The sequence below is a fragment of the Hymenobacter edaphi genome (assembly GCF_003258365.1).
Classification (GTDB): Bacteria; Bacteroidota; Bacteroidia; order Cytophagales; family Hymenobacteraceae; genus Solirubrum; species Solirubrum edaphi.
The window spans coordinates 1,734,841-1,761,088 of sequence record NZ_QHKM01000001.1 but is presented as its reverse complement, the minus strand read 5'-3'; the positions used below and the strand labels follow the sequence as shown (position 1 = coordinate 1,761,088).

Below are 26,248 nucleotides of genomic sequence, written 5' to 3'. Positions count from 1 at the left end.
TGAGTCGCAAACAGGCGGCTCTACAGTCTCCACCATATGCCCAACACTCGCGTCCTCTTTTTTTCTCTGCTCGGCTTCGGGGCCGCTTTTTCGGCTTCCGAGGCGCTGGCCCAGGCCATCAACCGGCAGGCCGTGGTGGAGCGCCACAAGGTTGTGAACACCACCACCGATTCGCTGGCTTCGCTGAACGTGGGCAACGGCGTTTTTGCCATGACCGTCGACGTGACGGGGCTGCAGTCATTCCCGGAGTATTACGCCAAGGGCGTGCCGCTGGGCACGCAGTCGGAATGGGGCTGGCACAGCTTTCCGAACCGGGAGGGCTACAAAGTGGAGGAAGCCCAGCGGCAGTACGAGCTGAACGGGCGCAAGATTCCCTACACCGTGCAGGTGAAAGCGCCCGAGCGCAACAAGCAGGCGGTGGACTTTCTGCGCGCCAACCCGCACCGCCTGCAGCTGGGCAACCTGGGCTTCGTGCTGCTCAAAAAAGACGGCTCCCGCGCTACCATTAAGGACCTGAAAGATTTGCGGCAGGAGCTGAACCCCTGGACCGGCGAAATCCGCAGCCACTTCACCCTGGAAGGTACGCCGGTGGACGTGCTGACGGTGGGCCACCAGCAGCAGGACGCGGTGGCCGTGCAGGTGAAGTCGCCGCTGGTGAAGCAGCAGCGCCTCCAGGTGTTTCTGCGCCTGCCGTACCCCACCGCGCAGTGGGACGACGTGGGCGTGAACTACCAGAACGCCGACCGGCACCAGTCGAAAATCGAGTGGCAGCGGGAGACCATGGCCGTGGTGTCGCACCGGCTCGACGCCGACCAGTACCAGGTGGCTTTCGGCTGGAACGGGAAGGCCCGGCTGGCCACCGGCGCGCAGCCGCACGAGTTCGTGCTGACGCCCGATGGCCAGCAGGACGTGCTGGAAGTCAGCGCCCGTTTCACGCCGCCGCTGGAGGAGAAGATGCATCCGGTGAGCTTCGCCGAGGCGCAGAAAAGCAGCGTGGCGGGCTGGAAAAGCTTCTGGCTGAGCGGCGGCGCGGTGGACTTCGGTGCCACCAAGGACCCGCGGGCCAAGGAGCTGGAGCGGCGCATGATTCTCTCGCAGTATTTGATTCGCAGTCAGGAAACGGGGCAGTTTCCGCCCCAGGAAACGGGGCTGGTGTACAACAGCTGGTTTGGCAAGCCCCACCTGGAAATGCACTACTGGCACGCCATGCACTACGGCCTCTGGGGCCGCACCGACCTGCTGCAGCGCAGCCTCGACTGGTACCTGCGCCCCGAAATCATAGCCGGCGCCAAGGCCATTGCCCAGCGCCAGGGCTTCGAGGGGCTGCGCTGGCAGAAAATGACCGACAACCAGGGCCGCGAGGCGCCCTCGTCGGTGGGCGCGTTTCTGATCTGGCAGCAGCCGCACTTCATCTACCTGGCCGAGCTGGTGCGCCGCGACGGGGGCGGGGCCGCCGCGCAGCAGAAGTACCAGGAACTGGTGTTTGCCACGGCCGATTTCATGGCCTCGTACCCGTTTTACGAGAAAGACAAGGACCGTTACATTCTCGGCAAGGGTCTGATTCCGGCCCAGGAGCGCTTCAAGGCCGAAGAAACCTTCAACCCCACCTACGAGCTGGTGTACTGGCACTGGGCCCTGACCACGGCGCAGGAATGGCGGAAACGAGCCGGCCTGGCGCCCAATCCCAAATACGCCGAAGTGCTGCAAAAGCTCTCGAAGCTGCCCCAGGCGCAGGGCGTGTACCTGGCCGCCGAAAGCGCCCCCGATTCCTACACCAACCCGGAATTCATCACCGACCACCCCTCGGTGCTCGGCGCGCTGGGCATGATGCCCGTCACCGGCCAGCAGGACCCGGCCACCATGCGCCGCACCTTCGACCTGGTGTGGAAGGGCTGGAACTGGCCGCACACCTGGGGCTGGGACTTCCCGATGACCTCCATGACGGCCACCCGCCTGGGGTTGCCCGACAAAGCGGTGGACGCGCTGCTGATGCCCATCAAAACCAACACCTACCTGCCCAACGGCCACAACTTCCAGGACGACCGGCTGCGCCTCTACCTGCCCGGCAACGGCGGCCTGCTGGCGGCCGTGGCCCTGATGTGCGCCGGCTACGACGGCAGCAAAACCGCCAATCCGGGTGTTCCGAAGGGCTGGAAGGTGAAGTGGGAGGGGCTGAAACCCATGCCGTAGTGGAACGACCAGCTTCCCTTCTTCGGCGGGGAGGAGACGCCAAGCCGCAGGCGTGGCCGGGGTGGTTGACGGGCGTCCGCGCCGCGTGAACGACGCCCTGAAACGGCAAAATTCAGTTAGTATCAGCCCGGTCGAAGCATCTTTGCCGCTGAATTGCCGACTTCTGGCCGGGTTTTCGAGCCCGAATCAACCCCAGCCCTTCCATAATTGAGCAAGGAAGCTGGTTTCAAGCCCTAGCGCTACTTCATGACCAACTACCTGCCCATCCTCGCGCTGCTGGTTTCAGCCGGCCTGCCCGCCGCTGCTCAGTCGTTCACCCCGAATCTGCCCAAGGTCAACCCGACCGAGTTTCGCCCGGATACCTTCAACATCACCAAGTACGGCGCCGTACCCGACGGCCTCACGCCAAGCACCCAGGCCCTGCAGCAGGCCATTGACGCCTGCGGGCAGCAGGGCGGGGGCGTGGTGCTGGTGCCGCGCGGGCACTGGCGCACGGCGGGGCTGACCATGCGCTCCAACGTCAACCTGCACCTGGCGCTGGGCGCGCTGCTGCAGTTTTCGGCCAACCGCGCCGACTACCCGCTCATCAAAACCAACTGGGAAGGCCTGGCCGCCGTGCGCAACCAGGCGCTGATTTACGGCCAGAACCTGGAAAACGTGGCCATTACCGGCCGCGGCATCCTCGACGGGGCCGGGGAAGCCTGGTGGATGGTGCAGAAGGGCCGCACGCCGGAGGGCGAGTGGAAGCAGCTGGTGGCCTCGGGCGGCGTGCTGAACGAGAAGCAGGACAGGTGGTACCCGTCGGCGCAGTCGCTGGCCGGCACCAAGGTGAAGGAGGCGGGCGTCATCACCGAGGAGAAAAAGGAGGTCAAGGACTTCGAGGAAATCAAGGACTACCTGCGGCCCGATTTCCTGGTGCTCGACGGCTGCAAGCGGATTCTGCTGGAGGGCGTAACCTTCCAGAACTCCCCGGCCTGGACCATTCACCCGATGATGAGCCAGGACGTGGTGGTGCGCGGCGTATCGGTGCTCAACGGGCCCTACACGCCCAACACCGACGCGCTGGATCTGGAATCCATCAACCGCGGCTTGGTGGAAAACTGCACCTTCAGCGCGGGCGACGACGCCATCTGCATCAAATCAGGGCGCAACGAGCAGGGGCGGCAGCGGGCCCTGCCCACCGAAAACATCCTGGTGCGCAACTGCACGGTGTACCGCGGGCACGGCGGCTTCGTCATTGGCTCGGAAATGTCGGGCGGGGCGCGCAACATCTGGGTGCAGAACCTGACCTTCATCGGCACCGACATCGGGCTGCGCTTCAAGACCACGCGGGGCCGCGGCGGGGTGGTGGAAAACATATTCATCGAGAACGTGGACATGAAGGACATTCCCGGCGAGGCCATTCTCTTCGACATGTACTACATGATCAAGGACCCCACGCCGCAGGTGGCCGGCTCCAAGGAAAGGCCCGTGTCGCCCGCCCAGCCGGTGGGGGAGGGCACGCCGGCTTTCCGCAAGATTTCCATGCGCAACGTGACCTGCAACGGCGCCCGCACCGCCATGCTGGTGCGCGGCCTGCCCGAGCGCGCCATCGAAGACATCAGCCTGGAAAACGCCGTGCTGCAGGCCGATAAAGGCTTGGTCTGCATCGAAGCCAACCGCATCAGCCTCAAAAACGTGAGCCTGCTCAGCAAGAATACCGACCCGGTGATGGAAGTGCACAACAGCCAGAACATCACGCTCGACGGCATCAAGTACCAGCCCGGCGCGGCGGTGCTGCTGCGCGCCTCCGGCGCTGATAAAGCCAAGGATATCAAGCTCAGCAATACCGATGTAACGCAGGCCAAGCTGCCGGTGGAAGTCGGCACCGGGGTGAAGAAAAAAGCCGTCAGCGTGGCGAAAAAGTAGCCGGCTGCAGCGTGATTAAGCCAGATTGGTCAGTGAGCTTACCATTATGGCTTCAATTACTACCGGCCTTCAACCCGTAACCTCTGTTACCAATCACCCGCTTTGTGGAACATGACAGCACATGACGCCGCTGGTAGCCGCCGCTGGTAATCTTGCTGACGGCATTTCCTTTCTCTGACTTTCTGCTGATTTTCCTATGCGTGTTTACTCGTTTTTGCTGCTGGCCGGCCTGGCCCTGACCGGTCCGCTGGCCGTGGCCCAAAGTAAAGTCAAGGTCAAAACCAAAACGGCCGCGCCCGCCAAGCCGGCCGCCGCCCGCCCGCCCGCCGTGGCCGCCGCCTTGCCCTGGTCGCAGCGCATGGCCGACTCATTTATGAAGCTCTACCCCGACACCGTTCCGCCGGAGCGCAACCGCGCCGCCCGCTGGGGCTACGAGCACGGGCTGATGCTCAAGGCCCTGGAGCGCACCTGGCAGCGCACCGGGGAGCGGAAGTACCTGGATTACGTGGTCAAGACCATGGATTACTCCATCGGCCCGGACGCGAGCATCCGCTACTTCAAGATGGAGGACTACAACCTCGACAACATCAACGCCGGGCGGGTGCTGCTGACTTTGTACCAGCAGCCGCAGCTGCCGCGCCGCGCGCTGTACCGCAAGGCCGCCGAAACCCTGCGCCTGCAGCTCGAAAACCAGCCCCACACCTCCGAGGGCGGCTACTGGCACAAGAAGCGCTACCAGAACCAGATGTGGCTCGATGGCCTCTACATGGCCGAGCCGTTTTCCGCCGAATACGCCAAACTCTTCAACCAGCCCAAGGATTTCGACCACGTGGCCCTGCAGTTTGCGCTGGTGGAAAAGCACCTGGTCGACCCCAAAACCGGCTTGCTTTACCACGGCTGGGACGAAGCCAAAACCGAGAAGTGGGCCAACAAGGAAACCGGCCTCTCGCCCAACTTCTGGAGCCGCGGCATCGGCTGGTACGGCATGGCCCTGGTCGACGTGCTCGACTACTTTCCCAAGGACCACCCCCAGCGCAAGAACCTGATCAGCTACCTGCAGCGCCTGGCGCCGGTGCTGGCCAGGTACCAGGACCCGAAAACCGGCGGCTGGTGGCAGGTGACGGACCAGGCTGGCCGAGCCGGCAACTACATTGAAACCTCCGGCACCTGCATGTTCGTCTACGCCCTGCAGAAAGGCGTGCGAATGGGCTACCTCGATAAACAGTACGCCGCCGTGGCTCAGAAGGGCTACCAGGGCGTACTCCAGCAGTTTGTGGCGCCCCAGCCCGACGGCACGGTGGCCCTGAACGGCACGGTGAGCGTGGGCGGCCTGGGCGGCAACCCCTACCGCGACGGCAGCTACGAGTACTACCTCTCGGAGCCCATCAAGCAGAACGACTTCAAGGGTGTGGGGCCGTTTATCATGGCCAGCATCGAAATGGAAATGGCCGGAAAAAAATAGCGGCCGGAGCCGCGCAGCTTGCCCGAGCGGCCGGGCCGAGGGGCAATTTTCCGCCGCTCGGCCCGGCCGTTTAGCTGCCGCGGGCATTTTTTCGTACGCGCGTTTGTCCCTCTTTTCCCCGCACATATGACGATGATGCCGCTTCTTTCTCACCTGCTGCCCTTGCGCCCCGGCTGCCTGCTGATGTTCGGGGCGCTGGCGCTGCTGAGCCCCGCTCGCCCGGCCTGGGCCCAAAGCAAGCTCGGCAAGGTCACCGCGTACCCGGCCGGCAAGGACTTCAACCAGATCGGCTCCGACGCCCGCGCCGTGGCCCTGGCCGACAGCGTGATGCAGGCCATGGGCGGCTACGATGCCTGGCAGAAGACCCGCTTCATCGGCTGGGAGTTTTTCGGCGAGCAGTACCAGGTGTGGGACAAGCAAACCAACGACTTCCGCTGGCAGAAGGGCGACCTGGTGCTGACCGGCAACCTGAACTCGCGCACGGGCAAGGCCTACCGCGCCGGGCAGGACATCAGCGAAACCGAGGAGGGCAAAAAGCTGCTCACCAACATGTACGCCACCTGGGCCAACAACTCCTGGTGGCTGCTGATGCCCTTCAAGCTCAAGGACTCGGGCGTGAAGCTCGTCTATAAGGGCACCGGCAACACCGTGCAGGGCAGCCCGGCCCGGGTGGTGGAAATGACCTTCGAAAACGTGGGCGTGACGCCTAACAACCGCTACGAGCTGCTCATCAGCCCGCGCACGTACCTGGTGGAGGAGTGGGCCTTCTACCGCAACGCCGCCGACGCCGCGCCCAGCTTCCGCCGCCAGTGGAGCGACTACCGCCCCTACGGCCGCATCCTGCTCGCCGCCAACCGCTCGGACGGCAAAGACGGCCGCCGGCTCAGCAATATTGCCGCGGCCCAGAAGGTGCCGGCCGGCTACATGCAGAGCCCCAAGCCGCAGCCGAAGCTGCAGTAGCCCGGGGCTGCCCCCGCATGCCCCGGTTCACCCCGCTGTCATTGCGAGCGAAGCGAAGGTCGACGTAGTCAGGCGCGGCAACCGAGGAAGGCGTAGCCAATCGGTCCTGGCCAACGTGCCAACCGCTAACCCTGGCAGCACGCACCATCGGTTCAGACCAATGAGCTGACCAGACAAGCAGCCGCGCCCGAAACTGCAGTTTCGGGCGCGGCTGTTTTTGAGCCGTAAGTATTTTGGTGCGGTAGCACTGGTGGTCATTGCGAGCGAAGCGCGGCAATGACCGCCAGTACTACCGCCTTAAAACAAGTCGTCCTTGGCCGGGGCAGTGTAGGGCTGGGGCGTGCTGCTGACCGGGGGCAGGCCGAAGAAGAAGTACAAAGTGCGGCGGCGCGTCCCGCTCAGGTGATTCAGCTCACTCTGCGGGCCGAGGGCGGCCGTGTTGGCGTCGATGTTCAGGGCCAGTTTGGTGCCCAGGGGCGGAATGGCATCGAGAAAGGAGAGGTTGCCCACGGGCAGCCCGGGGTGGGGCTGCACGCCGGAGAGGCCGTAGAAGTCGAAGAGGCGCACGTACAGCCCCGGGTCGGGGGTGGCGACGAGGAACTTGCCTTCCACCGTGTTCAGCTCCAGCCAGCTGATGTCGGCGAAGTAGCCCTTGAACTCGGGGTACAGCCAGGGGGCGGCGCCGGTCTGGGTGTTGTTGTAGGCGTTTTCCCAGGTATCGAGCGTGACGCCCTGGGGGCGGTTTTTCCAGACGCGGTAGGGGCCCCGGCCCAGCCACCGGGCGCCGAGCACGTAGTTTTCGGGGTAGCGGAACGAGAGGCCGGCAAAGGGCAGGTCGCCCGCGGCGGCGTACTCATAATCGAGTTGCAGCCAGCCCGAGCCGTAGAGCTTCCAGCGCACGGCGCGCAGGTCGCCGGCGTACCGCGCTTCCACCACTTCGCCGTCGGGCTCCGAGCGGCGCGTGAGGCCCTGGAAGGTGGCCGCGCCGCTCACCAGCAACGGGCCGCCGCCGAAGCTGAGCTTGTCGCCGTTGTTGCCGCGCAGCCCGGTGAGGCGGCCGGTCTGCCGGTTCCAGCCCACCGTGATGCCCGCGGCCTTGAGCGTGAGGGTGGAATCGGTTTCGGTGGCTTCTATCGGCTGCGGCCCGGCGGCCAGCGTCACGAGGCCGGCCAGGGCCTGGCGGGCGGGGCCGGTGCGCCAGGTCCAGCGGTACACCAGGTTCTTCTGCGCATCGAAGGCGGCCAGCTGCAGCGCGTCGTAGCGCCGCCAATCTTTGGGCAGTTCCAGCTTCAATTGGCCCCGGGCCAGCGGGGCCACATCGGGACTGGCGGCCCGGCCGCGCTGCCGGGTCACGTGGCCGCTGAACGCGTCGCCGGGCTGGCGGAAGTTCACCAGCTCCCACTGGAAAAAGCACTGGCGCAGGTTCAGGAAGTGGTAGCGGTTTTCGACCTCGATAACGCCCCGGAAATCGGCCGGCAGCTCGGTCGGCGGAGTGGCAGCCGGGGCCGAACCGCCGGCCGTTTGCTGAGTCGCCGCCGCTGGCTCAGGTGGAGCCGCAGCAGCTGAAGCCGGGGAGGTTGTGCCTGCTGCGGCCTTGGGCGGCTTGCTGCGTTTCGCGGTTTTCTTATTGGCTTGCGCTGCCCCGGCCACGCGCACTCGAATCGGCGCGAAGATTTCCCGGATGGCGAAGAAGCTGCCTTCCTTTTCGCGGTGCGGGCCCAGCACGCCGTCGGGCGCATTCACCCCGTTCACGTCGATGATGCCGCGCTGGTCGGTGCGCACCAGGCCCTCGTCGACCAGGGCCCAGAGGAAGCCGCCGCCGGAGCGCGGGGCCTGCCAGTGCAGCTCCCAGATGTCCTGCAGCCCGGCCGCCCCGCCGCCGTCGTCCTGGCAGTGCAGAAACTCGGTGGGCATGTAGATCAGCGAGTCGGCCAGGAGTTTCTGCGAGCTGTAGAAGTTCTCGTAGTGGTTGGTGTCGATGCCGTTGTGCTGGTTGCCGGGGCGGTGGTGGGCGTGGATGACGGGCCGCTGCGAGAGGTCGTAAAGGCCAAAGTCATCGTCCAGCTCCTTGTTGGTGCCGCCCTCGTTGCCGTTGCTCCAGAACAGAATGCTCGGGTGATTCGCGTCGCGCTGCACCATCTCGCGCACCAGCGGCGCCCCGGCCGGGGTCGAGTAGGCCTTCTGCCAGCCGGCCAGCTCGTCGAGCACGTACAGGCCGAGCGAGTCGCAGAGCTCCAAAAAGCGCCGGTCGGGCGGGTAGTGCGACATGCGCACCGCGTTCATGTTCATCTCCTTGATGAGCCGCACGTCCTGCAGATGGATGGCGTCGCTGAGGGTGCGGCCGGTTTCGGGCCACCAGCTGTGGCGGTTGGTGCCCTTGAGCTTTACCTGCGTGCCGTTGACGAAAATGCCCCGCCCGCGCCGGATTTCGATGGTGCGGAAGCCGAACCGCTCCTCGGTCTGGTACAGCGGCTGCCCGCCGGCCCGCAAGCTCACGCGGGTGCGGTACAGATTGGGCGTTTCCGAAGTCCACAGCCGCGGCTGGCTGACGGTGGTTTTGACGTTAACGAGCGTATCACCCGCCTGGGCCATGCCCCGCGCCGAGCCCACCGTCTTCCCGTCGGCGTCGAGGATGTCGGCCTGCACTTCGGTGGCCTGCCGCAGCCCGCGCACGAATACGTTCAGGGCAAAGGAGCCGTCGGCGCGGGCATCCACGGCCAGGCGGGGGATGAACTGCTCGGGAAACGCCTCCAGCTTCACCGGCCGGAAAATGCCGCCGAACACCCAGTAGTCGGCCAGCCGCTCGGCATTATTCACCGACTTATCGGCCGACATCTTGCTCACCGTGACTTCCAGCAGATTAGGCTGGCCGGCGGGCCGCAGCTTGTCGGTGATGTCGTAGCGAAACTCGTAGAACGCGCCCCGGTGCGTAGGCCCGGCCAGTTGCCCGTTCACCTTCACCTCGGTGTCGGTCATCGAGCCTTCGAACACGATAAACACCCGCCGCTGCTGCCAGTCCGGGGGCGTGCGGAACGCGTGCCGGTAGCGGCCCTGCTCGTCGGCGAAGCGGAAATTCTTGCCGTAGGTTTTGTAGTCGCGGCCGTAGTTGTAGCTGCCGAAGCCCTGCTGCTCCCAGCACGAGGGCACCTGAATGGTGGTCCAGACGCCGCTTTGCCGCCCGCCGGTGCAGTAGAAGTCCCAGGCCACGGTGCGGTCCTTGTCGCGGCCCGAGAGGTACTGCGTCTGCCGGGTGGGGGCGGCGGGCTGGGCCCGGGCCGCGAAGCCGCCGAGCAGCCACAGGGCACACAGGCAGCGGGTAAGTAACGAGGACATGCGGGGCGGGAAGTGGGTTGGCGCGCCTAACATAGCCAACGCCCGCCGCGCCGGCGACCTGTAGCTTCCTGCTTGTGGAAGGAGCCAGGAGGTAGAATGTCGTGCAAATCCGCAACCCAAGTCCCACAACGCTATCCACTCCTAACTTCTCAGAAGCTCAGCGCCACGCTGCTCGTCACGTTGGCGTAGCGGGTGGTGGGGCGGTCCGCATCGGTCCGGAAGGGCGCTTGGCGGCTGCGCAGGGCCCGGCCCTCCACGCGCACCAGCACGTGAGCGGTGGGCGCGTAGTCGAGGTTCAGCGAGGCCCCGCCGAGGTTGAAGTCCGCATCGGCCGGGGCGGGGGAGATGCTGCGGATGATGACGCCGCGCCGGGCCCGGTAGTACTCGTAGCGGGCGGCGGCGGCCCATTTATCGGTGAGCTGGTAGCGCAGCAGGGCCGCGCCGGCGTGCCAGGTATCGGCGCCGCGCTGGCTCGCCGGGCGTTGCTGGGCACCCACGTCGAACACGGCGGCCAGGCTGAGCCGGTCGGTGGCGGCGTAGCTGAGGTAGAAGTCGTGGAAGAAGCGCCGGCGGCGGGTGGAGTCCCGGGGCTGCTCGTTGCCGTAGAAGGTGCTGCTGTTGACGAGCAGCTTGGCCGTGGGCTTCCACTGCAGCTGGGTGCCCAGGGCCTTGGCGCGGTTGGTGTCGCGCAGGTTCTGCCAGCCGTTGAGCACCAGCCCGGTCACCGTCAGCTTCGGCGAGGCCTCGTAGCTGAGGCGGGCGCCGGCCTCGTAGTAGGGCGAGTTTTCGGCCATGATGGAGCGCGTCAGCGTCCAGTTGTCCTTGCTCAGCGCTGACTCAAACCCGAGGTGCGAGGGAAAAATGCCCACGTCGAGCCAGGCCTTGGCGAAGGGCCGGAAGCCCGCGTAGGCTTCGTAGACGGGGCGCAGGGCGGCGGGCTCATTGGCGTAGTTGGCCTCCACGTAGGTGCCCGCGTGCAGGCCCAGGGCCCCGCGCACCCGCCCGTCGTCGTAGCGGGCGCCGAGCACGGCGTTGTTGAGGGCAAACTCGTTGGCGCGGTGGTGGGCATAGAGAAAAGCCGGGCGCGTCTGGCTGCGGCCCGTGAAGTCGTAGCCGTAGTAGCCGTCGACGAAGCCGTAGACGGTGAGCGGGCGCGGGGCGGCGGAATCGGCGGGCGTCTGGGCGGCGGCCGGAACGGCCAGCGTCGCCGTCAGGGCGACAAGCAGCAGTGCTTTCATCGAAGGAAAAGGCAGCGCGGGAAACCGATTTGGTCAGGCGCGGCAGATGGTGTCGATTCGGAATGCCAAATTGCGAGCCGAAGGGACGCGAGGAATTAAATTGGGTGGTAATTGCCTGATGGTCAAATGACAATCGTTTGTATGTGGTCGTGTCAGGCCATGGTAATTGCCAAAATGAAAAAGCCGCTTTGCCAATACGGCAAAGCGGCTCGGGAAGTCGTCGGACCGAAAACGGGCGGCGGAACCCCGCAGCGCGAGCCGCGGGCCGGCCGTTACAGCATCAGCTTGTAGCCGATGCCGCGCACGTTCACAATCTGCACCTGCGGGTCGTCCTTGAGGTAGCGGCGCAGGCGGGTGATGAACACGTCGAGGCTGCGGCCGTTGAAAAAGTTGTCGTCGCCCCACAGCTCGCGCAGCACGGTGGTGCGCTCCAGCACCTGGTTGCGCTGGTCGTAAAGGCGCTTGAGCAGCTCGGCTTCGCGGTGGGTAAGCTGCTCTTCCTGGCCCTGCCGGTGCAGGCGCTGCTTGGGGTGGTCGAACTGGTACTGGCCCAGCGTCAGCACGCCCGCGGGCGCCGGGGTGGCCGCGGCCGCCCCCAGCCGCGCCCGGATGCGCACAATCAGCTCGTCCATGCTGAAGGGTTTCTTCAGGTAGTCGGAGCCGCCGAGCTCGAAGCCGCGCACCACGTCGGCGGGCTGCGAGCGGGCCGTGAGGAAGATGATGGGCACCCCGGGATTCTCGCGCCGGATGATTTCGGCCAGCGAAAAGCCGTCGAGCCGGGGCATCATCACGTCGGCCACCACAATGTCGGGGCACTGCTGCCGAAACAGCTCCAGCCCCTCCTGCCCGTCGGCCGCGTAGCGCACCGCGAAGCCACGCACCTCCAGGCTGTCTTTCACAATCATGCCCAGGGCGGGCTCGTCTTCGATGAGGAGGATGGAGGGCATATGGCTGTTTGGGGATTTGCACGTCATTTCGAGCAAGGCCGAGGAATCTCGCGTGGTGACGGCCAAGAGTATTGTCATGCTCCTTCTGGCGTCCGCGCAGCCGAAGCATCCACTGATTCGTTGAAATTAGTATCTCGCATCAGCACGCGAGATTCTTCGACTTCGCTCGGAATGACGTGCAATCGTATTTTCTGTCTCAAACCGGCAGCCACAACGAAAACTCGCTGCCGCGGTTTGGCTCGCTGCGCACGGCGATGTGGCCGCCGTGGCGCTCCACCACCTGGCGCACGTAGTAGAGGCCCAGGCCGAAACCTTTGACGGGGTGCAGGTTGCCGGTGGGCACGCGGAAAAACCGGTCGAAGATGGCCTCCTGGTAGCTTTTCGGGATGCCGATGCCGTCGTCCTGCACGGTGAGGCGCCAGCCGGTTTCGTCGCGGCGGCCGCGCAGGCGGATGGTCACCTGCTCGCGGGAGTACTTGATGGCGTTGTCGATAAGGTTGTTGATGACGTTGCCCAGGTGCAGCGCGTCGAGCGGCACCACGTCCGCGGGCTCGATGTCGACCTGAAACTGCACCGGCTTGGGGGCCTTCAGCTGCTGGCGCTGCACCAGCTCCTGCACCAGCGCGGCGGGGTGCACCGGCTCCAGATGGAGCTGCAGGGCCTGCCGCTCTTCCACGGCAATGTGGAGCACCTTCTCCACTAGGTCCGACAGCCGCTGCAGCTCGCCCTGCGAAATGCTCAGGTAGGTCTGGGTTTTCTGCGGGTCGTTGAGCGCGCCGAAGTGCTGCATGGCCTCCACGGCGGCCGACACCGTGGCCAGCGGCGTTTTCAGCTCGTGGGTCATGTTGTTGATGAAGTCGTTTTTCACGTCGGCCAGCTTTTTCTGGCGCAGAATTGTGTTCAGCATCAGGGCGAAGCAGCCGGTGGTGAGGCCCAGCAGCAGCACCGAGCCGGCCAGCAGCCCGCCCATGCGGCGCAGCAGGTAGAAGGTGGGGGGCCGCAGCCCGGCCTGCACCTGCCAGCCGCCGCCCACGTTCAGCGCGCCGAGCGGCACCGGCCTGGTGCGCAGCGAGTGGGTGGCCGGCACGTCGAGCACCGGGCCCCGGCCCGCGGTGGGGCGCAGCAGGCTCACGGTGTCGAGCACGAAATCGGCTTCGGTGTCGCGGCGGCGCAGCTCGGCGCGGTAGTCGCGCCCGAGCTGGCGCAGGTTTACTTCGGGCGGCGTGGCGGCTGCGGCGCGCAGCACCCCGAGCCGCCGGGCGCCGGCGGCGGAATCCCGGTGGTGGTTACGCACGATGATGCGCTCCAGGCGCGGCACCGGCGCGGCCGTATCCGCCGCGCCAGACAGCACGATGACGCGGTTGGCGCCGGTCTTGGGCGTCGCGGCCCGCACCGACATGCTGGCGTCGTTGATGCGGAGCTGAAACTGCGTCAGCCCGGCGCGGGCAAACTGCTGCTGCAGCTGCGCCGCCTGCTGCCGGAATACCACGGCCTGCAGGGCTTCGGTGGTGGTGCGCTCAAACTGCGTGCGGCTGAGCTGGTAGGTGGTGTAGAGCCAGTAGGCCTGGAAGCCGTTGATGCCCAGGATGCAGGCCGCCAGAAGCCAGAAGATGGTGCGGATGCGGCGTTTCATGGGCGGAGTGGGAGGGAAGTGCCCGGCGAAAATACGACCCCGGCCGGGCCGGGGCGGCGGCGTTAACACTCTTTAACACAAGATAACAGTGCTTTACAGGCCGATGCCGGTGCTTTGCAAGCGTCAACTCACTGCAACCACTGCCCGCCATGAAAGCCCTGCTCACCATCCTCTTCCTCGCCCTGCTGCTCGTCACCGGCCTGAGCGCCTTTCAGCACCTGCGCGCCCAGTCGGCCGGCCGCATCAGCTACGAAGCCTCCCGCCGCATCGACCCCAGCCAGCTGCGCGTGGTCATCAATGGCCAGGAGCTGCGCCCCGGCTCCCCCGACTTCCCCGCCGACATTCCCGACGTGCGCACCTTCGCCCAGACGCTGAGCTTCGCCGGCGACTACGCCAAGGAAACCCAGGAAGGCGGCGGCCTGATGATTCGCACCGTCGACGGGCCCGGCGGCCCGGGGGGCGCCGGCGGCGGCCGCGCCCCGCAGACCACCAACCTCGGCCGGCCCTTTGAGGAAAGCACTTATCTGAACCTCAAGGACCGCACCGCCGCCACCGTGCTGACGGTGAAAAAGGACGACAAAGCCAGCGAGTACCGCGCCGATGCGCCCATCAGCAAAACCGAAGGCTGGCAGTTGACCGAGCAAACCAAGAAAATTGCCGGCTACACCTGCCGCAAGGCCACGGTGCCCTTCCGCAAGGAAACCTACACCGTGTGGGTCACCACCGAGCTGCCCTTTACCTACTCGCCCATCCGCGAGCTGACGCCCGACAAGGGCGTGGTGCTGGCCGTGGAAGGCGCCAACGAGCAGTTCCGGGCCAGCAAAGTCGACCTGAAAGCCGCCGTGGCTGAAGCCGACGTGCGCCCCGGCGCCCGGGCCCAAAAAGTGTCGCCGGAGGAGCTGAAGGACCTGCGCGACAAAGCCCGCGCCGACTTCCGCCAGCGCGCCATGGAAAACTTCGGCGGCCGCAACTAAGCTCAGTTGGGCTCTGCGGAAGGTGACAATGCCTTTTGAACGGGCATGCTGAGCTCCGCGAAGCATCTCTACAGATAGTAGTTTCTGTCTGACGAAGCAGCGTCATGCTTCGCGGAGCTCAGCCTGGCGCTGCTTCCCGATTCACGGGCCCCAACGGCGCCAAATCTTCCTGCGCCCAACCCATCAAGCACAACCCCTGACGCAATTCTCCCTACGCCATCGTCAGGCTCCCCCTCTCCCCTTGGAGAGGGGGCCGGGGGGTGAGGCTCCTATGCGCTACGTTCTACTCTTTCTGCTCTTCTGCCTGGGTGCGGCTATGGCCCGGGCCCAACAACCCGCTGCCCCGCGCCCGGCCGCCGGCCAGATTCACGGCGCCGTGGCCGACAGCGCCAGCGGCAAGGTGCTGCGCGAGGCCTCGGTGTCGTTGCTCGCGGCCCGCGACTCGTCGTACCTGAGCTTCACCATCACCGACGGCGACGGGCGCTTCACCCTGCGCGGCGTGGCCCCGGGCCGCTACTATCTGCTGCTGACCTTCCTGGGCTACCGCAGCCGCCTGGTGCCGCTGCAGCTCACGGCCGCCGCGCCCGCGGCCGCGCTGGGCACCCTGCGCCTGCGGGCTGCCAGCCACACGCTCGGCGAAGTGGTGGTGGAGCAGGAGCGCGCCCCGGTATCGGTGCAGGGCGACACGGTGGCCTTCAACGCCCGCGCCTTTAAAACCCAGCCCAACGCCGTGGTGGAGCAGCTGCTCCGGAAGCTGCCCGGCGTGCAGGTCGACCGCGACGGTACCATCCGCGCCCAGGGCCAGCCGGTGCAGCGCGTGCTCGTCGACGGCAAGCCCTTCTTCGGCGACGACCCCAAGGTGGCTACCCGCAACCTGCCCGCCGGCATCATCGACCAGGTGCAGCTGTTCAACCAGCAAGGCGACCAGGCCCAGTTCAGCGGCATCGACGACGGGCAGCAGCAGAAAACCATCAACCTGGTGACCAAGCGCGACAAGCGCAAGGGCTGGTTTGGGACCGAAGGCCTGGGCCTGGGTACCGATGGCCGCTACCGCGCCCAGCTGGGCCTGAACCGCTTCAACAACGGCCGGCAGATTTCGGCCATCGGGCAGGCCAACAACGTCAACCAGCTCGGCTTCTCGGACAATGGCGCACCCGCCGCCGCCGACCTGAGCGGCGGCCCCGGCGCCAATGCGGGCAGCAGCCTGCCCGGTGGCTTCGGTGGGGTGGGCGGCCCCGGCAGCAGCGGCGGGCCGATGATAATGCAGGGCGGCCGCGGCAGCAGCGCGGGCGCCGCCAACAACCAGCCCAGCAGCATTACCGAAAGCCTGACCGGCGGGCTGAACTACCGCGACGCCTGGGGCCGGCGCGCCGAAGTGGCCACCAGCTACCTGGCCGCGCGCAGCACCGTGCGCACTGAGCAGGTCAGCCGCCGCGAAAACGCCACCGGCCGCCTCGCCGGCGAGGAAGCCGCGCCCGCCCTGCTGACCGACCAATCGACCGCGGCCCGCAACCGCACCCTGAGCCAGCGCCTGAACCTGCGCCTCGACTACAAGCTCGACTCGCTGACCTCGCTGCGCTTCACGCCGGCGCTCTGGTGGCAAAGCACTGATCAATGGCGCAACGTCGGGCAGCAGACGGCCCGGGGCGCGCAGCGGCTCAACCAGAGCCTGAGCCGCTACGAGGCCACGGCCGGCAGCGCCTGGGGCAACGGGAACCTGCTGCTGATGCGCAAATTTTCCAAGGCCGGCCGCACGCTTTCGGCCAACCTGAGCGCGGTGCTCAACAGCCAGGACGGCACCGCCTTCAACCGCGCCGACAACACCTTTTTCAGCCCCGACGGCCCGGCCCGCCGCGCCCGCCTCGACCAGCGCATTGCCCAGGACTACCCCGCCCGCACCCAGGCGCTGAACCTGGCCTACGTGGAGCCGCTGAGTTTGCAGCAGAAGCTGGAGCTGCACTACAACGCCTCGGACTCGCGCAGCCAGGCCCGCCGCGACGCCACCGACTACAACGACGCCACCGGCGCCTACGACCGGCTGAACCCGGGGCTGAGCAACCGCTTCCGCAGCCAGTTCCGGACCCACCGCGCCGGCCTGACCTGGCAGACGCGCCGCCTGCGCTACGGCTACGCCCTCGGCCTCGACGCGCAGCAGGCCCGCCTTGGCGTCGACAACCAAAGCCGCGACTCGGCTTTCACGCGCCGCTACCAGACCCTGCTGCCCAACGCCATGTTCAGCTGGAACGGCAGCCGCGGCCGCACCCTGCGCCTGAACTACCGCACCCGCCTGCAGGCGCCCTCGGCCACCCAGCTGCAGCCCGTGACCGACAACTCCAACCCGCTGTTCGTGCGCCGCGGCAACCCGCTGCTGCGCCCCGAGTACCTGCACTCGCTCACGGCCACCTACCAGCAGTTCAACGCCGTCAGCAACCGCAGCATCTTCGGCCTGCTCAGCGCCACCCAGGTGCAGGACCGCATCGTGTCCTCGACGGCCTTCGATGCCCAGGGCGTGCAGACCACGCGGCCCGTCAACGCCGACGGCTACCGCACGCTGAACGGGTTTCTGTCGCTGGGGCAGCGCCTGGGCTGGCACAAGCTGAACGTGAACCTGAGCACCAACGGCAACTTCACCCAGGGCCGCAGCCTGGTGAACGAGCAGTGGAACCAAGCCCGCAACTGGAGCCTGGGCCAGGGCCTGAGCGTGAATACGGCCTTCAACGACCAGCTGGAATTCGGCCTCGACCTGAACGTGACCTACCTCGACGCGCGCTACTCCCTGCTGCCCCAGCAAAACACCGCCTACTGGAGCCAGAAGCTGGAAGCCGACGTGTTCTACCAGCTGCCCGGCCGCTTCACCCTCGGCTCCGACCTCTGGCTGACGCGCTACGCCGGCCGCTCGGCGGGCTTCAACCAGGGCGTGGCCCTCTGGAACGTGGCGCTGGCCCGGCAGCTGTTCAACAACAAGCAGGGGGAGCTGAAGCTGCAGGCCTACGACCTGCTCCGGCAAAACCGCAGCGTGGTGCGCAACGTGACCGATACCTACCTGGAAGACGTGCGCAGCCGGGTGCTAACCCGCTACTTCATGCTGAGCTTCAGCTACAACGTGCGCAGCTTCGGCAAGTAAGCCGAGGCTGCAGCCGTATCACGTCCCCGGCCCGGCCCCGGCAGAAACGCCCGGGCCGGGGGCTTTCAGGCAGGCGAAAACAGCCGGCTTCAGATCCAGTGCCGGGTGGCGGGGAAGCGGGGGCGTGAGGCCGCGGGCGCGGGGGGCGCCGGGCGGCCCAGGGCCAGGTGCTGCAGCAGTACGGCCACGTTGGAGGCGTGGGCCAGGGCCTCGGCGGCCTGGGTGCGGGGCAGGTGCGAATACAGCGTGGCGCCGAGCAGCAGCTGCCACCGCTCGTACACGGCCAGCAGGTGCGCGGGCGCCTGCCGCCGGGGAAACGGGCGGCCCTGGTAGCAAGTGCCGCTGAGCACGCCCCGCCAGAACTGGTATTCCTCCGCCGTTAGCGGGCGGTGGGCGGTCGGAAACAGCGGGGCCAGCAGCGTATCGGTGCCGAGCTGGTGGTGAAAGTCGCGCACGAAGGCCGGCAGGTGCACGGCGGCTTCGGCCGGGGAGGCAGGAGCGGAAAGGGACATACCTGAATCAGGAACGGAAATCCGGCAAACGACGGCAGGCAAGAACGGCGCCCGGGCGGTGGCGGGGCGTCGGCGGCCGCGGCCGGCAGTGCCGCGGCAGAATCCGGACCCCGCGCCCGCGCCGGCGGTTTGGGGCGGCGGGCAAGCTGGGGTAGAGCGGCGCGCAGGCGAGGCGGCGCCGCGGTCAGGCCTCTCGGGTGGAGTAGGCCATTCAGCTCTAAGATACGGCTTAGCGGGCCGCTAGGTCAAATATTTCGCCGTCGGCCAGCTCGTAGCGGATCAGCCCGTCGGTTTTGTCCCAGTAAAAGGCCTGCATGCGGCCGTTGCCGTAGTTGGTGGCGTTTTGGCCCTGCCGGAATACGTAGGCCGCCGGGTAGGTCTTGCCGCTGCTCAGCGTGCAGACCTGCTGCTGCAGCGTGGCCGTGGGCTTGCCCGGCAGCGCGTCGGTGGTGCCGTCGAGGCCGGCGGCGCTGAAGGTGAGCAGGCCGGGCCGCTCGGGGTGGGTTTTGCGGATGTTGAGCACAAAGTCCCGGTGCTTTTCGTCGTAGGCGCTGGCGGGGCGCAGCACCACCTGGCTGAAAATGAAATGGTAGGGCCCGGATTCCAGCTTGTTGCACGGCTTGTTTTCGTACCATTCCTGGCGGGGCTGCACCGTGAGGGTATTGGTGGCGCCGCGGTTGCTGCGAAACGTCAGCGTGGTGCCCTGCTGGTAGTCGGCAAACCACGCCCGCTCCTCCGGCGTGAGGTGAACGTCCTCGCAGTCGCCGCAGCCGGTGAGCAGCAGCGGCAGAAAAGACAGCAGCTTTTTCATGGGAGGCCGGCGGGCCGGGTGGTGGTGTGCCCCGGCCCGCCAGCTCCTCTATACGCAGGGCACCCCGACCAGGGCTGCGCAACGCCGGGCCGGCCAAGGCGCGAGCTGTCGGGCTGCAACGTAGGGCTGGCCAGCGCGGCGTTTTCAGCCCTGGCCGGCCAGCACCTGTTCGCCGGCCGCGCGCAGCAGCCGGGCCACCTGCGCCCGCAGGTCGGCCGGGGTGCCGTCGTTGCGTAGCACCGCGTCGTAGTGCGGGTAGGCGTCGAGGGCGGTTTCGGAGGGGTGGTTGTCGTCGCGGGTACCGTCGCCGCGCTGGCGCAGCGGGTCGCCCTCCACCCGCCAGATCAGCCCGCCGCGGGCGCGCAGCGTGTCGGCCTCGTCGGGGAAGCGCAGGTCGGCCACGATGACGGGGTGGTCGGTGGGCAAATTGGCCAGTAGGGCCTCAATCCACACCGGCCCGCGCCAGGCGCGCAGGGCCGCGCCCACCTGCTGCAGCAGCTCGCCGCGCGTCAGGTCGTAGGTCGGAATCCGTTCGGCCTTGCCCGGCTGGGTGTAGTAGGGCGCCGTCGATTCGCCCGCCAGCACCGCGCACACGCCCTTGATAGCGTCGCCGAAGGAGCGAATCTGCCACTCGCGCGCCGGCTGCAGCTGCTGCACGAGGTGGGCGACGGTGTCTTTGCCGCTGCCGCGGCGGCCGGCCAGGCCAATCAGGTGAATCATGGGAGGGGAGGCTGAAGTGGTGCTACGACGCCAACCGCAGGTCAGCGGAGCCAAAGTCGTAGGACCACTATCGTTGAACGACCCGTCGGGCAGCGGTACGCCCGCGGGTCAGACCAATTTTTCGGCAAACAACGCAGCAAAGTTGCGGCTTTCGCACAAACCGGAGCCGCGCCCGGCCCGGCCCTCAACAACCCGGCCACTGCCGCCGTAGTACATTGCGCTACGCTATGTCCGACACCACCCCGCCTGCTCCCTGGCGCCGCCCCGATCTGCTGCGCCTTTCCTACGACGACTACCGCGCCCTGCCCGCCATTGCCAACTCGGACCTCTCCCGGCTGCGCGACGCGCTGAACGGCCGCCCGCGGCGCGAATCCAGCGCTTCCTCGGCCCTGAGCTTCGGCACGGCCTTTCACACGGCCCTGCTCGAGCCCGACCAGTACGTGCCCAGCTACCCGGCCGTCAACGACACCCTGGTGTGGTGGCTGGTGGAGGGCGTGCGCATGCGCGACGACCTGCGCGACCTGCTCGACCAGGGCGTGGCCGAACCCAGCTGCGTGTTTACCGAGCCCCTGACCAACACCATGTGCAAGCTGCGGGCCGATCTGGTGGTGGACGTGCCCGGGCAGCCCTACACCGTGGTCGACTTCAAAACCACGCTGGCCCGCGACTACGAGCATTTCGTGGCCCAGTGCTCGGGCTACGACTACGACCGGCAGGCCGCCTTTTACCTCGATGCGCTCCATGCCGACCGGTTTTTGCTGGTGGGCGTGCAGAAGCAGCCCCCGCACCACCTGTTCGTGTACGAAGTGCCGCCGCACATGCTGGCCGAGGGCCGCGCCAAGTACCTGCGCCTCCTGCGCCTGCTCGACCCGGGCAAACTGCCCGGCTACCTCGACCCGGCCGTGCGCGACGTGGTGCTCGACCTGGGCCATACCCCGCCCGAGCAGGAAGACGACCCGGCACCCGCGCCAGCCGGGTAAAACCCGGCAATTCGGGTTTTCTGCCGTATTTGCCCCGGCACACTCACCATTTCACCATCTCTCTATCTCACCGCCATGCTGAAGCGAGATTTTCTGAAAAACAGCCTGCTGGCCGTGGTCGGCGCCGTCATCAGCCCGGCCGTGCTGGCCGCGGCCCACGAGGAAAAGCTGCTGCGCGAGGCCCGCGCTATGCCCATGGCCGACGGCCCCTTCACCCTGCCGCCGCTGCCTTACCCCAACAACGCCATGGAGCCGCACATCGACGCGCGCACCATGGAAATTCACCACGACGCCCACCACAAAACCTACGTCTCGAAGCTGAACGAGGCCGTGGCGGGCAAGCCGGAGGAAAAGATGAGCCTGGCCCAGCTGCTGGCCTCGGCCGGCAAGCAGCCCGACGCCATCCGCAACAACGCCGGCGGCCACTGGAATCACTCGTTTTTCTGGCAGCTGCTGGCCGCCAAGGGCGGCGGGCAGCCCGCGGGCGCCCTGGCCGCGGCCATTGCCAAGGACTTCGGCTCGTTCGACAAGTTCAAGGAGGAATTCACCAAAGCCGCCACCGGCCGCTTCGGCTCGGGCTGGGCCTGGCTGATTCACGACGCCAAGGCCGGCAAGCTGGCCATTACCAGCACCCCCAACCAGGACAACCCGCTGATGGACGTGGCCGGCATTCAGCGCGGTACCCCACTCATCGGCCTCGACGTGTGGGAGCACGCCTACTACCTCAAATACCAGAACAAGCGCCCCGACTACGTGGCCGCCTTCTGGAACGTGGTGAACTGGTCGGAAGCCGGCAAGCGCTACGACGCGGCCCTGAAAGGCTAATTCGGTTTGTTGCTTAAACGCGAAGAGCCGCTTCCTGCGCAGGAAGCGGCTCTCCGCGTTTGGCGGGCCGGGCTCAACGCACCGTCCGGGCCGAGTCCAGGGCCTGGCTCATCAACCGGTCGAGGGCGCGCAGCTCCTCGGCTTCGGTGGCCCAGAAATCCTCGTACTGGTGCGCCGTCAGCCGGGCGGTGTCGGGCTCCTGGTACTGGTGCATCCACGTCATCATGGCCTCCTCGGCCGCGCGCAGGCCGCCGAGGAGACGGCGCAGCCGCCGGGCCTCGGGGCGCCGCAGGGCTTCCGGCGCGGTGTCGCGGGCCAGGGTCTTGAGCTGGCCTTTTGAGCGGAGCTGCTCCTGCACGAGGCCGTTCAGGCGGGCCATCAGGGCATCGTGGTGCTGCAGCACGGCCGCGCGGGTGTTTTCCGGCGCCGGGCCGCCGGTGGGGCTCTGTTCCGGGGTCGATTGGCAGGCCAGCAGCAAGGCCAGGCTGCCGGGCAGTAAAAAACGCCTCATGGGTAGAACTGGCAAGGCGGGCTATTTCACTTTCACAAACAACCACAACCCCAGCAAAGACACGGCCAGCACGCCGGCGGCGGCCAGCATGGTAACGGCGTCGCGCACGTTTTTGCCCAGGCGGCCCACGGCGTGGTACTTGTGCAGAAAGGCGAAGCTCAGCCCCTCGTAGCGGTCCAGGTTGTCGACGCGGGCGGCGAGGCGGCCGGTGGCGGGCTCCACGTACAGCGTGGTGTTGCTGGGGGTACGCAGGGCCACCTTCACCACCGGCAGGCGCTTGTTGATGAAGCCGTACTCGCCCTCGAAATGGTCGACCAGCTCGGTTTGCCCGATGGCGGGGGTAGGGGCGTAGGGGCCGGCGGCCTGCTGGTAGAAGCGCGTGGCCAGAAAGCGGGCGTGCCGCTCGGCGCCGCCGGGCAGCAGCCGGCCGGTGCTGGCGTAGTAGTAGCTGATGGGTACGGCGCGCACGGCCTCTACCGGCTGGCCGGTGCTGGCCCCGGCGGGCTTGCCGCTTGCGTGGTCAGCAGCCTCGGCGGGCAGCTCAAATACCTGGTAGTACAGCTCACCGTCGAATTCAGCCAGGGCCACGTTCTGCACCCGCGCCCAGTCGAGGGGCAGCCGGGTGAGGTCGACCACGAGGCGGTCGGCGGCCAGGATGGGGGCGTGCTGGTAGCGCAGCCGCTGGTCGGGGTGCCGCTTGAGGTACACGTGAAAGGCTCCGCTGCCGGCGAAGGTGAGCGTGACCAGGGCCACGGCCAGGCCCACGGCGCGGTGGTACTTTTTCAGCCCGCCCACCTTATCGGCCGCGTTGCGCGGCTTCCGGAAGCGGCCCCACATAAAACCGTAAATCACCAGCCCGCTCACCGCCGAGCCGATGATGACGCTCAGCAAAGCCAGCATCAGCAGCACGCGCACGGCGGGGCTGCCGCTGAGCCACTCCACCCAGCCCCAGCTGTGCAGCGCGTCGAACGAGCGGATGAAGGCGGCGCGGGTCGTGTTGTTGAACGTGGCCAGCCGGGCAGGCATGGTTTCCACGTACACCGTCAGCCCGTCGGGCCGCCCGAAGGTGATGCGCCACACCGGCAGCAGGCGGTTCACAAACTTATACTCGGCGTCGAAGCGGGTCAGGCGCGTGGCCTCGCGGATGCCGGCCGTGGAATCCTGGGCGAAGTAGCGGGCCAGCTGCTCGGCGTACCGGCGGTCGGCATCGGCGGGCAGGGCGGCCCCGGTGCTGGCGCTGAAGTAGCGCGGCCGGGCCGTGGGCCCGTCGATGAGCAGCTGGTAGGCCGGCTGCCCCTGCCAGCGCACCAGGCGCACGTTGCGCAGCTGCGGCAGGTGGTGTTGCCGCAGCACCTGCGTTAGCGGCCGGGCCGGGCGCGGGGCGGGCAGCGGCGGCAGGGCTTCGCGGGCAATGCTGGGCCGCAGCCAGTTGCTCATCAGCGGGTGCAGCAGCCCGCTGAGCGTCCAGCAGATAACGGGCAGCACGGTGATGAGGCCGATGATGCGGTGCCAGCGGTACATATGGCGCTGCACGGCCCGGCGGATGCCGCCACGGGCCGGCGCGGGTTGTTCGAGGATTTGCATAGGGATGAACGGCGTAGCGCGGGCGTCAGCCCGCGTCCCTCAGATAGTGGTTCTATCGTCCAAACGACGGTCGTCCCACGACAATCGTTCGGGCGGACGCGGGCTGGAGCCCGCCGCGCTACACGCTATTTTTTACCAACAAAATTGTATTGCACGCCCAGGGACACCGTGCGCGGGGCGCCGGGGGTGTAGGTGGTGCGGTCGGGGCGAGCGTTGCCGCGGGTGGCGGCGTTGGCGTACAGCTCGTCGGTCACGTTCAGCACGTTCACGAACACCTCCGCCGTTTCGCGCCAGCTGTAGCCCGCGCGGGCGTTGAGCAAACTCACGCCGCGGGCCCCGAACAGCGTCCGGTCGTCGTAGCGTACGCGCTGCACCTGATCTTGGTACCAGGGGCCGATGCGCTGGTACTCCACGGCGGCGCGCAGGCCCGGCAGCCACGTAGGCTTGTACGTCAGCTCGGCGTTGGCCACCCAGCGCGGGGCCTGGGGCATGTCGCGGCCGTTCACGTTCTGCACCGCGTCGTTGGCATTGGTGCTCAGCACGAACTGCTCGAAGCGGTGCACCGCGTTGGTGCCGCCCACGCGGAACAACAGCTCCGCCGTGGGCTTCCAGGTTAGGCCGTACTCCACGCCGCGGTGCAGGGTTTTGCCCGCGCTCTGGTAGTCGGTCGAGCCGTCGGGCTGGCGGATGCTCAGCAGCTCGTTGCGCCCGTCGAGCTGGTAGAGGGCCACGTCGACGTACACCTTGCCACTCAGCAGCGCGGCCCAGCCGCCCACCTCGCGGTTGCGGAAGCGGGCCGGCGTCAGGTTGTAGTAAAAATCAGCCGGCACGCTCACCCCGCCCGTCGTCACGCCGGTGCCGGGGCGCTTGCGGAAGATGGCCGTCAGGCCGGGCGGTGCGAAGCCCCGCGAGTAGTTGGCGTAGAGGCCGCGGCCGCGGCCCAGGTCGTAGGTCAGCCCGATTTTGGGCGTGGCCTGCTGGTAGGCCTTCGTGCCCCGGGACTGGTCCAGGCGGTTGCGGTAGTCGAACGACAGGCGGTCGAAACGCCCGCCCAGGGTGAGCTGCAGGCGGCGCAGCGGGTGCACGTCGAGTTGGGCGTACACGGCCGAGCTGACGAGGTCGGTGGCGTAGTCGGCCAGGGGCAGGTCGGGCCGCTCGGCCACCACGGCATACTGCTCCACCGACCGGCCGCCGGGCCGTAGCCGGGCCGCCAGGTCGAGCTGGTGCGCCTCGTAGCGGGTGGGGGAGTAGTCGAGGCTGGTGCCGGCCAGCAGGCGCGAGTCCAGCCACTGCCACCGCACGCTGTGCTGGGCCAGCAGGCCGTAGCTGCGGAAGCGGCTCACGTTCACCTCGCCGCGGGCTTTGGTGGGGTCGTTGGTGGCCGAAGCGGTGGGGTTCCAGCGGATGCCGTAGCTCGGGTTCTGGCCCAGCGCATTATCGCGGAAATAGCCCGTCAGGCTGGTCGACTGCCGTTGCGTCCACTGCTGCTCAGCCGTGAGGCGGGCCCGCAGGGCGTAGGCCTGGCGGTAGGTGAAGTCGGAGGTCGAAGAATACTCGCGGCGGTAGTAGGCCGCGCTGTCCACCGCGCTGCTGGTCTGCGAGTCGTAGTCGTTCACCGCGCCGGCCGCCGTCAGCCGCAGCCGCGGGCCGGGGGCGTACTCCACCCGGGCGTTCAGCGCGGCCTTGTCGTAGTCCGACGACGCCAGCCAGCTGTTGCGCTGCCGGGCCACGTAGCCGCTCGCGTAGGCCCCGAGCTTCGCGCTGATCATGCCCCCGCCGGCGGCCTGCACGCGGCGGTAGCCGTACTGGTCGCCCTGCACGCCCACGCTGGCCGTGGGCACGCTGGTGGGCCGCTTGGTGAGCACGTTGAGGGCCCCGCCCACGGCCTCGGGCCCGTATAGCGACGAAGCCGGCCCCTTCACCACCTCGATGGAGCTGATGGCCAGTGGGTTGGTTTCCAGCAGCGCGTTGTGGTTGAACACGCCCATGGGCCGCAGCGGAATGCCGTCTTCCAGGTACAGAAAATAGGCCGCCGTGCCCATGGGCTGGCGGATGCTCATGGCGTGCTGCTCGTTGCCGTAGTTGAGCATCACCACGCCCGGCACCTTGTTCACCAGCTCGGCCAGCAACGTGGGCTTGGTGTCCTGAATCACGCTCGAGGCGAGCTTGCTGATGGCCACCGGCGCGTCGGTGCGCAGCTGGGCCTCGCGCGAGGCCGTCACCACCACCGGCTGCAAATCCTGCACGGCCGGCAGTAGTGCCACGCGCAGCGGGGCGCTACTGCCGGCCGTCACCGTCTGCGGCTGGTAGCCCACGGCCGAAACCACCAGCGCGGGGGACGCGATAGGAAGGGAAAACTGTCCGCTGGCATCGGTGACGGCGCCGGTGGCCCCGTCCGGGGTGCGCACGGTGGCGCCGATGAGCGGTTCTTTGGTGGCGGCATCGAAGACGCGGCCGGCGCAGACGGGCTGCTGCGCCCAGGCCGCCGGGCCCCCGCCAAGGGCCACGAGCAGCAAGGGAAATATGGGTTTCACGG

18 protein-coding genes are annotated in these 26,248 nt (G+C 67.4%); 8 read left to right on the top strand and 10 right to left on the bottom strand.

The window, feature by feature from the left end:
* Positions 1 to 36: 36 nt before the first annotated feature.
* The 4 genes from DLM85_RS07300 (at position 37) to DLM85_RS07285 (ending at position 6,520) form a co-directional block, all read left to right on the top strand.
* Positions 37 to 2,190, top strand: coding sequence for a hypothetical protein (locus DLM85_RS07300; protein ID WP_111477377.1), 2,154 nt, complete (start codon positions 37 to 39; stop codon positions 2,188 to 2,190).
* A gap of 246 nt (positions 2,191 to 2,436) precedes the next feature.
* Complete coding sequence (locus tag DLM85_RS07295; protein WP_111477376.1) at positions 2,437 to 4,098, top strand: glycoside hydrolase family 28 protein; 1,662 nt, start codon at positions 2,437 to 2,439, stop codon at positions 4,096 to 4,098.
* 196 nt (positions 4,099 to 4,294) lie between these two features.
* Complete coding sequence (locus DLM85_RS07290; RefSeq protein WP_341537759.1) at positions 4,295 to 5,560, top strand: glycoside hydrolase family 88/105 protein; 1,266 nt, start codon at positions 4,295 to 4,297, stop codon at positions 5,558 to 5,560.
* A gap of 132 nt (positions 5,561 to 5,692) precedes the next feature.
* Complete coding sequence (locus tag DLM85_RS07285; protein ID WP_111477375.1) at positions 5,693 to 6,520, top strand: hypothetical protein; 828 nt, start codon at positions 5,693 to 5,695, stop codon at positions 6,518 to 6,520.
* 297 nt (positions 6,521 to 6,817) lie between these two features.
* Here the strand turns inward: DLM85_RS07285 and DLM85_RS07280 are convergent, their stop codons facing one another.
* From DLM85_RS07280 to DLM85_RS07265, 4 genes are all read right to left on the bottom strand, one after another.
* Complete coding sequence (locus DLM85_RS07280) at positions 6,818 to 9,853, bottom strand: glycoside hydrolase family 2 TIM barrel-domain containing protein (RefSeq protein ID WP_165822042.1); 3,036 nt, start codon at positions 9,851 to 9,853, stop codon at positions 6,818 to 6,820.
* 149 nt (positions 9,854 to 10,002) lie between these two features.
* On the bottom strand, positions 10,003 to 11,091 hold the full coding sequence (locus DLM85_RS07275) for a porin (RefSeq protein ID WP_111477374.1): 1,089 nt from the start codon (positions 11,089 to 11,091) through the stop codon (positions 10,003 to 10,005).
* 272 nt (positions 11,092 to 11,363) lie between these two features.
* Positions 11,364 to 12,038, bottom strand: a complete 675-nt coding sequence (locus DLM85_RS07270) for a response regulator transcription factor (protein WP_111477373.1) — start codon at positions 12,036 to 12,038, stop codon at positions 11,364 to 11,366.
* Between the two features lie 196 nt (positions 12,039 to 12,234).
* On the bottom strand, positions 12,235 to 13,671 hold the full coding sequence (locus DLM85_RS07265; RefSeq protein WP_111477372.1) for a sensor histidine kinase: 1,437 nt from the start codon (positions 13,669 to 13,671) through the stop codon (positions 12,235 to 12,237).
* Positions 13,672 to 13,820: 149 nt separating this feature from the next.
* Here DLM85_RS07265 and DLM85_RS07260 point away from each other — a divergent pair, with 149 nt between their 5' ends.
* Both DLM85_RS07260 and DLM85_RS07255 read left to right on the top strand, forming a co-directional pair.
* Positions 13,821 to 14,645, top strand: coding sequence for a GLPGLI family protein (locus DLM85_RS07260; RefSeq protein WP_111477371.1), 825 nt, complete (start codon positions 13,821 to 13,823; stop codon positions 14,643 to 14,645).
* 271 nt (positions 14,646 to 14,916) lie between these two features.
* Positions 14,917 to 17,769: an outer membrane beta-barrel family protein gene (locus DLM85_RS07255; protein WP_111477370.1), complete on the top strand. Its 2,853-nt coding sequence runs from the start codon at positions 14,917 to 14,919 to the stop codon at positions 17,767 to 17,769.
* Between the two features lie 89 nt (positions 17,770 to 17,858).
* On the opposite strand, the gene DLM85_RS07250 is transcribed toward DLM85_RS07255, so the two are convergent.
* From DLM85_RS07250 to DLM85_RS07240, 3 genes are all read right to left on the bottom strand, one after another.
* A complete protein-coding gene (locus tag DLM85_RS07250; RefSeq protein ID WP_111477369.1) occupies positions 17,859 to 18,281 on the bottom strand; it encodes a globin family protein in 423 nt (140 codons plus the stop codon).
* Between the two features lie 229 nt (positions 18,282 to 18,510).
* Entirely contained in the window at positions 18,511 to 19,092 is a 582-nt protein-coding gene (locus tag DLM85_RS07245; protein WP_111477368.1) for a hypothetical protein, read from the bottom strand.
* Between the two features lie 144 nt (positions 19,093 to 19,236).
* Positions 19,237 to 19,812 (bottom strand): nucleoside/nucleotide kinase family protein, encoded by a 576-nt coding sequence (locus tag DLM85_RS07240; RefSeq protein WP_111477367.1) that lies wholly within the window; start codon positions 19,810 to 19,812, stop codon positions 19,237 to 19,239.
* 227 nt (positions 19,813 to 20,039) lie between these two features.
* Between DLM85_RS07240 and DLM85_RS07235 the strand changes: the two genes are divergently transcribed.
* Both DLM85_RS07235 and DLM85_RS07230 read left to right on the top strand, forming a co-directional pair.
* Positions 20,040 to 20,792, top strand: coding sequence for a PD-(D/E)XK nuclease-like domain-containing protein (locus tag DLM85_RS07235; protein WP_111477366.1), 753 nt, complete (start codon positions 20,040 to 20,042; stop codon positions 20,790 to 20,792).
* Between the two features lie 75 nt (positions 20,793 to 20,867).
* Entirely contained in the window at positions 20,868 to 21,617 is a 750-nt protein-coding gene (locus DLM85_RS07230) for a superoxide dismutase (RefSeq protein ID WP_111477365.1), read from the top strand.
* A gap of 73 nt (positions 21,618 to 21,690) precedes the next feature.
* On the opposite strand, the gene DLM85_RS07225 is transcribed toward DLM85_RS07230, so the two are convergent.
* From DLM85_RS07225 to DLM85_RS07215, 3 genes are all read right to left on the bottom strand, one after another.
* A complete protein-coding gene (locus DLM85_RS07225) occupies positions 21,691 to 22,128 on the bottom strand; it encodes a hypothetical protein (RefSeq protein ID WP_133256948.1) in 438 nt (145 codons plus the stop codon).
* A 21-nt stretch (positions 22,129 to 22,149) separates the two neighbouring features.
* Entirely contained in the window at positions 22,150 to 23,712 is a 1,563-nt protein-coding gene (locus tag DLM85_RS07220; RefSeq protein ID WP_111477363.1) for a PepSY domain-containing protein, read from the bottom strand.
* A 125-nt stretch (positions 23,713 to 23,837) separates the two neighbouring features.
* Positions 23,838 to 26,246, bottom strand: coding sequence for a TonB-dependent receptor (locus tag DLM85_RS07215; protein WP_243635876.1), 2,409 nt, complete (start codon positions 26,244 to 26,246; stop codon positions 23,838 to 23,840).
* Positions 26,247 to 26,248 lie beyond the last annotated feature (2 nt).

What these genes read in the sequence shown, in the direction of transcription:
- DLM85_RS07275 (WP_111477374.1), bottom strand. Translation starts at nt 11,091, where the DNA reads ATGAAAGCACTGCTGCTTGTCGCCCTGACGGCGACGCTGGCCGTTCCG.
- DLM85_RS07270 (WP_111477373.1), bottom strand. Translation starts at nt 12,038, where the DNA reads ATGCCCTCCATCCTCCTCATCGAAGACGAGCCCGCCCTGGGCATGATT.
- DLM85_RS07220 (WP_111477363.1), bottom strand. Translation starts at nt 23,712, where the DNA reads ATGCAAATCCTCGAACAACCCGCGCCGGCCCGTGGCGGCATCCGCCGG.
- DLM85_RS07265 (WP_111477372.1), bottom strand. Translation starts at nt 13,671, where the DNA reads ATGAAACGCCGCATCCGCACCATCTTCTGGCTTCTGGCGGCCTGCATC.
- DLM85_RS07290 (WP_341537759.1), top strand. Translation starts at nt 4,295, where the DNA reads ATGCGTGTTTACTCGTTTTTGCTGCTGGCCGGCCTGGCCCTGACCGGT.
- DLM85_RS07285 (WP_111477375.1), top strand. Translation starts at nt 5,693, where the DNA reads ATGATGCCGCTTCTTTCTCACCTGCTGCCCTTGCGCCCCGGCTGCCTG.
- DLM85_RS07250 (WP_111477369.1), bottom strand. Translation starts at nt 18,281, where the DNA reads ATGTCCCTTTCCGCTCCTGCCTCCCCGGCCGAAGCCGCCGTGCACCTG.
- DLM85_RS07225 (WP_133256948.1), bottom strand. Translation starts at nt 22,128, where the DNA reads ATGAGGCGTTTTTTACTGCCCGGCAGCCTGGCCTTGCTGCTGGCCTGC.
- DLM85_RS07300 (WP_111477377.1), top strand. Translation starts at nt 37, where the DNA reads ATGCCCAACACTCGCGTCCTCTTTTTTTCTCTGCTCGGCTTCGGGGCC.
- DLM85_RS07295 (WP_111477376.1), top strand. Translation starts at nt 2,437, where the DNA reads ATGACCAACTACCTGCCCATCCTCGCGCTGCTGGTTTCAGCCGGCCTG.
- DLM85_RS07280 (WP_165822042.1), bottom strand. Translation starts at nt 9,853, where the DNA reads ATGTCCTCGTTACTTACCCGCTGCCTGTGTGCCCTGTGGCTGCTCGGC.
- DLM85_RS07245 (WP_111477368.1), bottom strand. Translation starts at nt 19,092, where the DNA reads ATGAAAAAGCTGCTGTCTTTTCTGCCGCTGCTGCTCACCGGCTGCGGC.
- DLM85_RS07255 (WP_111477370.1), top strand. Translation starts at nt 14,917, where the DNA reads ATGCGCTACGTTCTACTCTTTCTGCTCTTCTGCCTGGGTGCGGCTATG.
- DLM85_RS07260 (WP_111477371.1), top strand. Translation starts at nt 13,821, where the DNA reads ATGAAAGCCCTGCTCACCATCCTCTTCCTCGCCCTGCTGCTCGTCACC.
- DLM85_RS07235 (WP_111477366.1), top strand. Translation starts at nt 20,040, where the DNA reads ATGTCCGACACCACCCCGCCTGCTCCCTGGCGCCGCCCCGATCTGCTG.
- DLM85_RS07230 (WP_111477365.1), top strand. Translation starts at nt 20,868, where the DNA reads ATGCTGAAGCGAGATTTTCTGAAAAACAGCCTGCTGGCCGTGGTCGGC.
- DLM85_RS07240 (WP_111477367.1), bottom strand. Translation starts at nt 19,812, where the DNA reads ATGATTCACCTGATTGGCCTGGCCGGCCGCCGCGGCAGCGGCAAAGAC.